We start from the raw sequence: 12,296 nt of genomic DNA, 5'->3' as shown, positions 1-12,296 counted from the left end.
AGCGTGCCGTAGACAAACCCTTCCTGCTGCCGATTGAAGACGTATTCTCAATTTCCGGCCGCGGCACCGTGGTAACCGGCCGTGTAGAGCGCGGTATCATCAACGTAGGCGACGAGATCGAAATCGTAGGCCTGAAAGCCACCCAAAAAACCACCTGTACCGGTGTGGAAATGTTCCGCAAGCTGCTGGATCAAGGCCAGGCCGGCGACAACGTAGGCGTACTGCTGCGCGGCACCAAACGTGAAGAAGTAGAGCGCGGCCAAGTATTGGCCAAGCCCGGTTCCATCACCCCGCACACCAAGTTCAAAGCAGAAGTGTATGTGTTGAGCAAAGAAGAGGGCGGCCGCCACACTCCGTTCTTCGCGAACTACCGCCCACAATTCTACTTCCGCACCACCGACGTTACCGGCGCGGTAACTTTGGAAGAGGGCGTGGAAATGGTAATGCCGGGTGAAAACGTAACCATCACCGTAGAACTGATTGCCCCGATTGCGATGGAAGACGGTTTGCGTTTTGCGATTCGCGAAGGCGGCCGCACCGTAGGTGCAGGCGTGGTATCTTCTATCATCGCTTAATTTAAGGATATTGATAAATGGCAAACCAAAAAATCCGTATCCGCCTGAAAGCGTATGATTACAGCCTGATCGACCGTTCGGCCCAAGAAATTGTTGAAACCGCCAAGCGTACCGGTGCCGTTGTTAAAGGCCCGATTCCGCTGCCGACCAAAATCGAGCGTTTCAACATTCTGCGTTCGCCGCACGTGAACAAAACTTCACGTGAGCAATTGGAAATCCGCACCCACCTGCGCCTGATGGACATCGTGGACTGGACCGACAAAACGACCGATGCTTTGATGAAACTCGACCTGCCCGCAGGTGTGGACGTAGAAATCAAAGTGCAGTAATTCAGATTGTCAATCTGCACAAAACCCCGCAAGGCTTGGCTTTGCGGGGTTTTTTCAGACGGCCTTAAGGGGTTTGCAAGGGTCTCAGGCCGTCTGAAATACCCGACCGTCGTCATACTCGGGTCAAGCCCGAGTATGATGTGGGTACTTTTTCTTAAGTCGATTCGCTATACTTGTCGCTAAAGCGGGGCAATGCCGTATGGCTTTGATTGCGATTTGCTATAAATTTGAGAAACCGCAAAAGCCGTTAAGGCCGTCTGAAACAATGCTTTCAGACGGCCTTCGGTTTGTGCGATAATCGGCCAAAGTTTACCGACCGCAAAGCCGCCATGTTTTCCGTTTGCCCGCGCCGCCTTTTCAGCCGTGCTGCCCGCCGCAGCGGTTTTGCCGTTTTCCGACAACGCCCGTATCCACGGGCTTTTTTATGGAAAAAGGAAATGCCATGCCTAATCTGCTTTACCGTCAAAATGTGATTTCCATCTCCGATTTGAGCACGCCGCAGTTGGAACTGCTGCTGCATACCGCGCTCAAGCTCAAGGCCGAGCCGCGCAGTGATTTGCTGGCCGGCAAGTTGATAGGCTCTTGTTTTTTCGAGCCTTCTACGAGAACGCGGCTGTCGTTTGAAACCGCCGTGCAGCGCTTGGGCGGCAAGGTGATCGGTTTTGCCGACGGTGCCAATACCAGCGCGAAAAAAGGCGAAACGCTGGCCGACACCGCCCGCATCATTTCCAGCTACACCGATGCGATTATCCAGCGCCACCCCAAAGACGGCGCCGCGCGCGTACTGGCCGAGTTTTCGGACGTGCCGGTGATTAATGCGGGCGACGGCACCAACCAACACCCGAGCCAAACCCTGCTGGATTTGGTAACGATTTACGAAACACAAGGCCGTCTGAACAATCTGAAAATCGCGATGGCGGGCGATTTGAAATACGGCCGTACCGTACATTCGCTGGCGCAGGCACTCAAGCGCTGGGGGTGCGAATTTGCTTTTGTATCACCGCCGAGCTTGGCTATGCCCGACTACATCACCGAAGAATTGGACGAAGCCGGCTGCCGCTATCAGATTCTGCCGTCGCTAGAAGCCGCGGTGGAGTGGGCGGATATCCTCTATATGACCCGTGTGCAGCGCGAGCGCTTCGACGAGCAGGAGTTTGCCAAAATCCAAGGCAAGTTCAATTTGGACGCATCTATGCTGGCTGCCGCCAAAAGCAATCTGCGTATCCTGCATCCGCTGCCGCGGGTAGACGAAATCCACCCCGATGTCGATGGCACCCCGTATGCCTATTATTTCGAGCAGGCCACCAACGGCGTGTATGCCCGCATGGCGATTTTATCGTTGATTCTGAACGAAGAAGTGTAAGGAGCGCATGATGAACAAGAAGCAATACAGCGTCGAGGCCATTCAAAGCGGCACCGTTATCGACCATATCCCTGCCGGTAAAGGGCTGGCGATTCTGCGCCAATTCAAGCTGCTGCATCCCGGCAATGCCGTTACCGTAGGCTTCAACCTGCCCAGCAAAAGCCACGGTAGCAAAGACATTATTAAAATTTCCGGCATCCGCCTCGATGAAAAAGCCTCCAACCGCCTGGCTTTGTTTGCGCCCGAAGCCACCGTTAACGTGATTGAAGACTTTCAAGTGGTTGAAAAGCGCCACCTGAGCCTGCCGGAAACCATCAGCGAAGTGTTCCGCTGCCCCAATCCCAACTGTGCCAGCCACGGCGAGCCGGTGAAAAGCCGTTTTTATGTGAAAACCAAAGGCAACCAAACCAAACTGAAGTGCCATTATTGCGAAAAAACCTATTCGCGCGAGTTTGTTACCGAGGCTTAACAGGCAGTTGCGGTGTGCGGTGGGAAATATAGTTAAACCACTTATTTAGTAACCGTTCGCCATACTCGGGCTAAGCCTGAGCATGGCATATGTACTTTTTCTGAGATTGATTGACTGGAATACGGCAGGGAGCAGCAACACCGTATCGGAAGCGTGTGAATCACTATAAGCTTGCCAACACCGCCGAATTTATAATATAACGCCGGTTCAACCCACTATTTCAGACGGCCTTCACCATGAAAAAAGACCATCTCAACACCCCCGATTTCGACGTTTGGCAGGCTATCCGGGAAGAAACCGAAGAAGCCGTGGCAGCCGAGCCGCTTTTGGCCAGCTTTCTGCACCAAACCGTTTTGCGCCACGCCACAATCGATTCGGTTTTGGCCTACCACCTTTCCAGCAAACTTTCCAGCGCCATTATGGATGCACGCGCATTGTTTGAAATGTATGTACAGGCATTGAGTTGCGACCCAACCATTATCGAAGCCGTCAAACTCGATTTACTGGCTTGTTACGAGCGCGACCCCGCTTGCGACGAATATTCGCTGCCGCTCTTGTATTTCAAAGGTTTCCATGCGATTCAGGCGCACCGCATCAACCATTGGCTCTACACCAACGGCCGCAAAACTTTGGCGTATTTTCTGCAAAACCGCTCGTCTGAAGTGTTCGGCGTCGATATCCACCCCGCCGCCCGTTTCGGCAGCGGCCTGATGCTCGACCACGCCACAGGTTTCGTTGTGGGCGAAACCGCCGTTCTCGGCAACAATATCTCGATTCTGCACGGCGTAACGTTGGGCGGCTCGGGCAAAGAAAGCGGCGACCGCCACCCGAAAGTGGGCGACGGCGTGATGATAGGTGCCAACGCCTCGGTGCTCGGCAACATCCGTATCGGCGAGAATGCCAAAATCGGTGCCGGCAGCGTGGTGGTGGCCGATGTGCAGCCGCACACCACCGTTGTGGGCGTGCCCGCCAAACCAACCGGCAAGGTGGCGCACAACCCCGCCGTAGAAATGGATCAGAGCATAGGCTTTATGATTTGACCGCACAATTGCGCAGGCCGTCTGAAACGGTTCAGACGGCCTGCGGGCATATTCTGCAAGGGGCGGCATTATTTATCAACCCTGTCTTGTAAAAATACAGACCCGCCCATATAGTGCCGGAACACGCCCGCATCACACGATACGCATCAAGCGTATTAGAGAGGAACACCATGCAACCTATCACCATGTACACAGGCCCATCCTGCCCCTATTGCACCATGGCCAAGCAGTTTTTCAAATCGCTGGGTGTGGACAATATTACCGAAATCCGCGTCGACCAAAACCCCGCCGACTACACCGAAATGCAGCAACGCACCGGACAGCGCAGCGTGCCGCAGATTTTTATCGGTGAAACCCATGTGGGCGGCTTTACCGACTTATACGCCCTGCATCAGAAAGGCGGGCTGGAAAGCCTTTTGGCAGGCGGATAAACCGTTTCCCGCTGCACCGGCAGCATTGTTATCCTTTAAACGAACAGAAAGAAAACCATGAGCGAAGAACTGCAACCCGTATTCAGCATTGAAAAACTGTATGTAAAAGATTTATCGCTGGAAGTGCCCCATGCGCCCACTATCTTCTTGGAGCAGGGCGAACCCGAAGTGGATATGCGCGTTTCTACCGAAAGCGAAAAACTCGAAGAAGGCTTTCACGAAGTAACTGTAACCGTAACCGTAACCGCCAAACTGGGCGACGAGCGCGTGATGTTCTTAAACGAAGTTTCGCAAAGCGGCATTTTCCGTTTGGAAAACATCCCCGACGAAGACATCCAACTTCTGCTGGCCGTTGCCTGCCCCAACATTCTCTTCCCGTATGCCCGCGAAACCGTTTCCACCACCATCACCCGCGCAGGTTTCCCGCCCGTGCTGCTGGCACCGATTAACTTCGAGGCGATGTATCAGCAAGCTCAAGAAGGCAATGCCTAAACCGTTTGGCAGCTGTCGAGGCCGTCTGAATTTTTCAGACGGCCTCAGTTTTTTATAAATCCCGAAACCTTTGCAGAAATATCTTACAGGCCGAGATCTTTGCAAAAAAACCAATTCAACCCTGAAAAGGTTTGCGCCTCGTCATTCCCGCGTAGGCGGGAATCCAGCCTTTAAACCATTAAGTATTTTATTTAAATGGTTTACGAAAAACGACTGAATTCCCGCCTACGCGGGAATGACGATGGTTGAATATTTCAGACGGCCTAATGGGTGTAGGAAATTCCAGCGTTGTTTACACTTTCCGTTTTTTGCATGCAGGCCCATTTTGGGATTTTTGAGGGTTGTCAAGAATGCCGAAAGGCGCGGCGAAGCCGCATCGTTCTTGAGAATGCTCAAAAATCACGAAACCATCATTCCAGCAAAAAATAAAAGTCGTTTAGCATAAAAAGTGTAAACAACCCGACCTTTTCCCACATCTCAGGCCGTCTGAAAGCTTTCAGACGGCCTTTGCTTTTCTTGTTTGTTAAAAATAAGCAAGTCAATTTTCATATGGCACGCTAATTGCATGGATAGTGTTTATATTTTAAAAGAAATGTTAAAAATCAAACGGTGTTTGATAATGATATTTCGATAAGCGGCTGATTTATATCGCAAACGGCAATAATATCAATCTCAATACTATAAATTAAGATATAGATTGAGTGTGCATATTTTGCCGTTAAGTGACAATAAACGTCAGTTGTAATTTTGTAGATGGGGTGCTGCTTCGGAATTGACCGGAGAAGTATTAATAGTTTGAATCCACAGGAATAAAACTTATGAACAAGAATTACCGCAGTATTTGGAACGAAGCATTGGGCGCATGGGTTGCCGTGTCTGAGATTGAAAACGCTAAGGGCAAACCCGTCGGCAGCAGCGTGAAAGCAGCAGGCGGCATCGCCGCGCGCGCAAAACTGGTATTGCGCGTGATTCCACTGATGTTGGGTTTCTGCGCCATCTTCGGTAATGTGCATGCCGCTAGTTTAACCTGTACGGCAGATTCTAATGCGGGACAAGAGAATAGTAATACTGTATGCGGTATCAACGCAGTAGCAAGTACTAATCAAGGGGTTGCTGTAGGTGCTTATGCTTCGGCTACGGGTGGGCAATCTGTTGCTGTAGGTGCAAATACGGTGGCAAGTGGATCTTCTTCAATTGCTATCGGTGGGGATGACTTGACTGTTGTATCTCAAGGTACTAAAGATATTTATAAAAAATTGACAGGGGAGGATTTGGTTCAGCTTGTTAACGGTTCCCAGTATTACAAAACGACGGCTAGCGAAGGATCGGTAGCCGTTGGGGTTTCTGCACGTTCTGGAGCATTGGCAACCGCATTCGGTGCACGGGCATCGGCTTCGGGTGTTTCTTCTTTGGCTTTGGGTGTAGGTTCTACGGCAGATAAGCAAAATGCTATTGCTATCGGGGCAGGTTCAAGCACCGTAAACACATCGGCCGTCGGTATTACGAGTATGGCTTTGGATAGTAATAAAACTGTGACAACAGGCACTCCTGCTTATTACCGGTTAAATCTGAATGGCGTAAATTTTGACTTTAAAGCGGGTAGCAGTTTGGATGCCGGTGATATTGTATCATTCGGTACGACAGGCTTCGAGCGCCAGCTTAAATTTATTGCACCAGGTGAAGTTTCTGAGAGCAGCACCGATGCAATTAACGGTAGCCAGTTATATACCGTGGTAGATGCACTTACCGCACTTCAGGGTAGAACCAATACTTTGGAAGCAGAGAGAATCCATTATGTCAGCATGAAATCTACTAAAACCGGAAATGGCAGTAACTATAATAATGATGGGGCGGCAGGTAGTAATTCTGTTGCTGTCGGCCCGGCAGCGTCTGCTACTAGTTTGAATAGTGTTGCAGTCGGTCAGTCGGTAAGTGCTTCTGCCGATGCAGCTTTTGCTGCTGGCTCTTCATCAACAGCTTCTGGTGCTGCATCCTTGGTAATTGGTGATCGCGCAAAAGCAGTTAATTCGCAAGGTATTGCCATCGGCCAACTTGCCGAAGCTTCCAACTCGTGGGATATCTCTATCGGCCGTTTTGCGGGCAGTAACCCTGTGGTACTCGCTATTGAAGGACGCAATGTTGCCATCGGTGACGGTGCATTAAGATACGGAAGCCGTGCAAATAACAACATCGGTTTGGGTACTGATGCGGGTGCCGGTTTGATCGGTGCTGGCAATGTGATTTTGGGTACTTATGCCAATGCCGCCCAGGCGATTGATTCGGCAGTAAGTACAGGTACTACAGAAGCCCAGCTGGGTGCTCAATCCGTTTCTGTTACCACAACCGGTACTACCAACACAGCAACAATAAAGGCGATTTCCGCAAGCAACTCGGTAGCCATTGGTTCCCGTGCAATAGCAACCAATTCAGGCTCGGTCGCGCTTGGTCAAGCAGCCAAAGGCGTGGGCGCAACAACGGTTGCGGTCGGTAATTCCAGCCGTAGCTTGGGTAGCAATGCTGTTGCTATGGGTAGTTCCGCCAATGCCGGAGCGGCAGGTGCAATTGCTATCGGCCAGCAAGCCAATTTTCAAACTACAGGTACTGTAGGTTATAAAACCACAGGGGTGAACTCCATTACCGTCGGCGTACGCAGTAATAGCGCAGCCCAGAATTCCATTGTTTTAGGTACGGATGCAGCAGCAACAGCAGCTACTGCTGTTAACGGACAAATCAGCGATCGTGCGGGCAATAACTATAGTTCCAGCTTGGTGGGTACTACTACCGCTTTAAACTCGATAGCCATCGGCGCGTTTAGCCAAGTAAAAGGAGTTAACGCTGCAGCCATTGGCCAATCTTCGGAAGCAGTGGGGCAAAACTCGTTTGCCGGCGGCAACGATTCGCATGCTATCGGTAAATCATCGACTGCCCTGGGTGATGGTGCAAAAGCCTTAAATAACAGCGCCCAAGCTTTCGGTTATACCGCAACTGCATCAGGAGTAAACGGTATTGCTATGGGTAATAATGCGCAAGCGAGCAGTGCACAAGGCATTGCCGTCGGCGCTTCCGCCAATGTTTCGGGCGAACAGGCGATTGCTCAAGGCACCAATGCCACGGCTTCCAATCTGAACAGCATTGCCATCGGCACTTCCGCTAATGTTTCGGGCGAACAGGCGATTGCGCTGGGCCGCAATACTCTGGCGGATGCGAAAAATGCCGTTGCAGGCGGTGTGGAAGCAAAAGCGCGCGGCATCAACAGCATTGCCGTCGGCAATGTAGCCCGTGCAGGTGTCGATAAAGCAGATGCGGTGCAAAACACTGAAAACGATGTTGCTATCGGCAACAACACTATGTCATACGGCGGCAGCGCAATTTCGCTGGGTAACGATGCGCAGTCCAGCAATTTGAGCGCTATTGCAATCGGTAACGGTTCGGTTACCAGCGGTTCTTATGCTTCGTCTATCGGTAATGGGGCGCGAGCAACCGGTAATTTCTCGATTGCTATCGGCACAGGTGCACAAGCAAACGCAGAAAATACCATTTCGATCGGCACCGGCAATATCGTCAACGGCGTTAACTCCGGTGCCATCGGCGACCCCACAACAATCGATGGTGCAAATTCCTATTCGGTGGGTAATAACAATACTTTGCCGACAGATAACACCTTTGTGTTCGGTAACAATGTAACCACTACCCAAGCCAACAGCGTGATATTGGGCACCGCATCTACCGACCGCGAAGCCACCATCGTTAATGATGCAAACGTAAACGGTATTACTTATTCCGGCTTCGCCGGCGCAGGCAGTGCAGCTAACGGAGTGGTCAGCGTGGGCGCATCAAACCAAGAGCGCCAGATTATCAATGTGGCTGCAGGCGAAATTTCAGCAACCTCAACCGACGCCATTAACGGCAGCCAGCTGTATATCGTTACCAAAGAGCTTCAAGATGCCCAAACACATTATTACAGTGTGAATGACGGTGGAGCCGTAAGCACTAACTACGACAATAAAGGTGCAACCGGGTTAAATGCCATGGCTGCCGGTGTGGCGGCAGGGGCTTCAGCCATTGGCGCAGCCGCCATTGGTTATAATGCGAATGCTTTTGGGGAGAACAGCACAGCAATTGGTAGCAATGCTAATGCTTCTAGCCTTTCGGCATTAGCATTGGGTACCAATGCCCAGTCTTCCGGTTACAACAGCATAGCCATTGGTAATGATTCACAGGCTATCAATACCTCAGCTATTGCATTGGGTGGCAAAGCTTCTGGTTATGGTGCAACTAATATTGGCTATACTGCCGAGGCAACCCATGCTAGTGCAACGGCAGTCGGTTACGGATCAAAAGCAGTTGAAGCCAATGCGACAGCACTGGGTACAGTCGCTAATGCTTCCGGAGTGACTTCTACGGCTGTTGGAGCAAATGCTAAAGCTTCTGCATTTTCTGCTGTAGCTTTGGGATCTGAAGCAGATGCATCTGCCATGATGGCATCGGCGATCGGGGCAACAGCGCAAGCTAAGGGCGACTATGCTTTGGCCTTCGGCTACAATTCGTTATCTTCTTCTGAGAGCAGTGTTGCTGTTGGATCGGAAAGCAAAGCAACCGCGGTTAATGCTACGGCGGTCGGCCGTTTGGCCAACGCCTCGGCAGAAAATGCAACCGTATTGGGTAATGAGGCCACGGCCACGGCTAAGGATACCGTAGCCATCGGCCAAAGCGCCGATGCGCTTGCCGACAGCGCGGTTGCCGTGGGTAAAAACGCCCAAGGTGCGGGCAACTTTGCCGTATCTATCGGTTTGGATTCTCAAGCAACCAACGATGGTGCAGTAGCCATGGGTTCGGGTGCGGCTGCAGACAATACCTATACTGTGGCTATCGGTAATGATGCCAAAGCCCTGCAAGATGGTGCAACGGCACTTGGTCGCCTGGCTAAAGCCGAATCGGAGAAAAGCTTGGCCTTGGGTACTGAAAGCCAGGTTACCAGCCTGAAAGGTATTGCCATCGGTGTTAATGCCAAAGCGTTGGGCGGAACTGCCGGAACCACCAAAACAGGCAATATTGCTATCGGTAATGCGGCTCAAACCGAATCCAATGATTCTGTGGTAATCGGCACCAATGCCCAAGCAACGGTTAGCGCTGAAAATGCTATTGTTATCGGTAAGAATGCAGCAGCAAACAATGGTGGCGGCAATAACTCTGTTGCTATCGGTAAAGATGCCGTGGTGACTGCCGACGGCAGTATTGCCTTGGGTGAAGAAGCAAAAGCAACCGCATTCACTACCACAGCAGGAGTGGGCGTGCCCGCAGCCGGTATGATTACCGCCATCGGCTATAAAGCATCGGGCAGCGGTATGGGATCTGTAGCGTTGGGCAGCAATGCTTCCACTACCCAAAACGCTGTTTATAGCGTGGCCATCGGTAACGGAGCGACCGCAGGATCAACCGATGCATCCGGTACGGCTTTGAGAGGCGGCCGGTATGGTGTGGCAGTGGGTAATAGCGCAAAAGCAATAGCTGATAACTCGGCTGCTTTCGGCCCGAGCGCTCAAGCTCAAAATACCGGTTCTTTGGCACTAGGCCATTCTGCTATAGCAAGCGTGGATAGCGGGGTTGCATTGGGTGCAAACAGTTTGGCCGATGTAGCCGGCGGAATGGTTGGTGTAGATCCTCTGCTCGCAGCAAGCGATAAAAATAACAGCACTTGGACATCCAGCGCATTATATGGTGCGGTTTCCGTAGGTAGCAGTGCGCATGGCATTACCCGCCAAATTACCAATTTGGCAGCCGGTACACAGGACACCGATGCCGTTAACGTTGCCCAATTGAAAGCGGCAGGCTTTAATTTGGCCACTTCCGCTTCAAGCGGCGAACAGGTTGACAACACTGCCGCCACCGAAGATAAAAAGGTTCAAAACGGCGAAACCGTTACCGTTGACGCGGGCAAAAACATCAAAATCACCCAAAACGCCAACACGATTTCGGTGGCTACCAAAGATAATGTCAGCTTCACCACTGTTACCGCGCAAGATGCGCAAGGCAATAGAACCGTGTTGGGCGCCAATGGTGTAACCATTACCCCGGATGGCAGCCAAACACCGGTAAGCCTCACTTCAAGCGGTTTGGATAACGGCGGCAACGCCATCACCAACATAGCCGCAGGCAAAGCAGCCGGTGATGCCGTCAACGTATCGCAGCTGACCCCGATTGCCCAAGCATTGGGCGTAAGCGTGAACAGCGCAGACGGTACGGTGGCTGCTCCGTCGCTGGTGGTAACCAAGGCCGACGGCAGCAAATACGACGGCTCCACTACCATCCAAGGCGCATTGGACAACATCGGCACCGAAATCCAGAAACCGATCAACTTTGTCGGCAACAGCGGCAGCGCGGCCAAAAAGCTGAGCGAAACCTTCACCATTAAAGGCGGCTTGGCCGACGGCGCGTCAGCTTCAAGCGGCAACATCCGCACCAAAGTAGATAACGGCGAAATGGTAATCGAGCTGGCCGAAAGCCCGAAATTCGGCGGCGTAACCATTAACGATAACGGCAAAATTACCGGCATAGCAGCAGGCGATGTAGTTCAAAACGGCCAAGAAGCCGTTAACGGCGGCCAGCTGTATGCCCAAGGCGAAGGTGTGAAAAACATCATCGGCGGCACGACCGTTTATAACCCCGATACCGGCACCTACACCAACACCGATATCGGCGGCACCGGCAAAGGCAACATCAACGACGCCATTGCCGCAGTTAAATCTACTGCCGATGCAGGTTGGAACCTGACTGCCCAAGGAGCAAACAGCAGCAAGGTTGGCGCGGGCGAAACCGTTGATTTGCGTAATGCAGATAACAACATCACCGTAACCAAAACCGCCGATGCCGACACCGTTACTTTCGATCTGGCCGATGCCATTACGGTAGACAGCGTAACCGCAGGCGGTACCGTGCTGAACAAAGACGGCGTCAAAGTCGGCAACGATGTAGCCCTGGCTTCAGACGGCCTCAAAGCAGGCAGCTTAACCGTAGGCACTAACGGCAAGATCAGCGGTTTGGAAAACGGCAGCATTGCCGCCGGCAGCAAAGAAGCCGTTAACGGCGGCCAGCTGTATGCCCAAGGCAAAGGCGTAGAAACCATTATCGGCGGCACCACCCAGTATGATCCGGCCACCGGCACCTACACCAACGCCGATATCGGCGGCACCGGCAAAGGCAACATCAACGACGCCATTGCCGCAGTTAAATCTACTGCCGATGCAGGTTGGAACCTGACTGCCCAAGGAGCAAACAGCAGCAAGGTTGGCGCGGGCGAAACCGTTGATTTGCGTAATGCAGATAACAACATCACCGTAACCAAAACCGCCGATGCCGACACCGTTACTTTCGATCTGGCCGATGCCATTACGGTAGACAGCGTAACCGCAGGCGGTACCGTGCTGGACAAAGACGGCGTCAAAGCCGGCAACGATGTAGCCCTGGCTTCAGACGGCCTTAAAGCAGGCGGCTTAACCGTGGGTACTAACGGCAAGATCAGCGGTTTGGAAAACGGCAGCGTAGCCTCCGGCAGCAAAGAAGCCGTTAACGGCGGCCAACTGTACGGCACGGCTGACAG

8 protein-coding genes and 1 pseudogene are annotated in these 12,296 nt (G+C 52.2%); all 9 read left to right on the top strand.

Annotated elements, in window-relative coordinates; genetic code table 11:
- The coding region (locus tag NQ012_RS12290; protein ID WP_257067523.1) for an EF-Tu C-terminal domain-related protein at positions 1-575 on the top strand (575 nt) is incomplete at its 5' end.
- A 17-nt stretch (positions 576-592) separates the two neighbouring features.
- Positions 593-904, top strand: a complete 312-nt coding sequence (gene rpsJ, locus NQ012_RS12285; protein ID WP_002642322.1) for a 30S ribosomal protein S10 — start codon at positions 593-595, stop codon at positions 902-904.
- 442 nt (positions 905-1,346) lie between these two features.
- Complete coding sequence (pyrB, locus tag NQ012_RS12280) at positions 1,347-2,267, top strand: aspartate carbamoyltransferase (protein ID WP_257067875.1); 921 nt, start codon at positions 1,347-1,349, stop codon at positions 2,265-2,267.
- A gap of 10 nt (positions 2,268-2,277) precedes the next feature.
- Positions 2,278-2,736, top strand: coding sequence for an aspartate carbamoyltransferase regulatory subunit (gene pyrI / locus NQ012_RS12275; protein ID WP_257067874.1), 459 nt, complete (start codon positions 2,278-2,280; stop codon positions 2,734-2,736).
- Between the two features lie 236 nt (positions 2,737-2,972).
- Complete coding sequence (gene cysE, locus NQ012_RS12270) at positions 2,973-3,776, top strand: serine O-acetyltransferase (RefSeq protein ID WP_257067873.1); 804 nt, start codon at positions 2,973-2,975, stop codon at positions 3,774-3,776.
- A 170-nt stretch (positions 3,777-3,946) separates the two neighbouring features.
- Positions 3,947-4,207, top strand: coding sequence for a glutaredoxin 3 (grxC, locus tag NQ012_RS12265; protein WP_257067872.1), 261 nt, complete (start codon positions 3,947-3,949; stop codon positions 4,205-4,207).
- Positions 4,208-4,264: 57 nt separating this feature from the next.
- Positions 4,265-4,699: a protein-export chaperone SecB gene (secB, locus tag NQ012_RS12260; RefSeq protein WP_257067871.1), complete on the top strand. Its 435-nt coding sequence runs from the start codon at positions 4,265-4,267 to the stop codon at positions 4,697-4,699.
- A gap of 818 nt (positions 4,700-5,517) precedes the next feature.
- A pseudogene (locus NQ012_RS13170) lies at positions 5,518-6,615 on the top strand (ESPR-type extended signal peptide-containing protein); the annotation flags it as partial.
- A gap of 78 nt (positions 6,616-6,693) precedes the next feature.
- On the top strand, positions 6,694-12,296 hold a 5,603-nt coding region (locus NQ012_RS12250), incomplete at its 3' end, for a beta strand repeat-containing protein (protein ID WP_257067869.1).

Origin of the sequence: Neisseria dentiae, from assembly GCF_024580525.1 — a bacterium.
GTDB lineage: Bacteria > Pseudomonadota > Gammaproteobacteria > Burkholderiales > Neisseriaceae > Neisseria > Neisseria dentiae_A.
The sequence above is the reverse complement of the archived record's forward strand: the minus strand, read 5'-3'. Positions and strand labels throughout refer to the sequence as shown.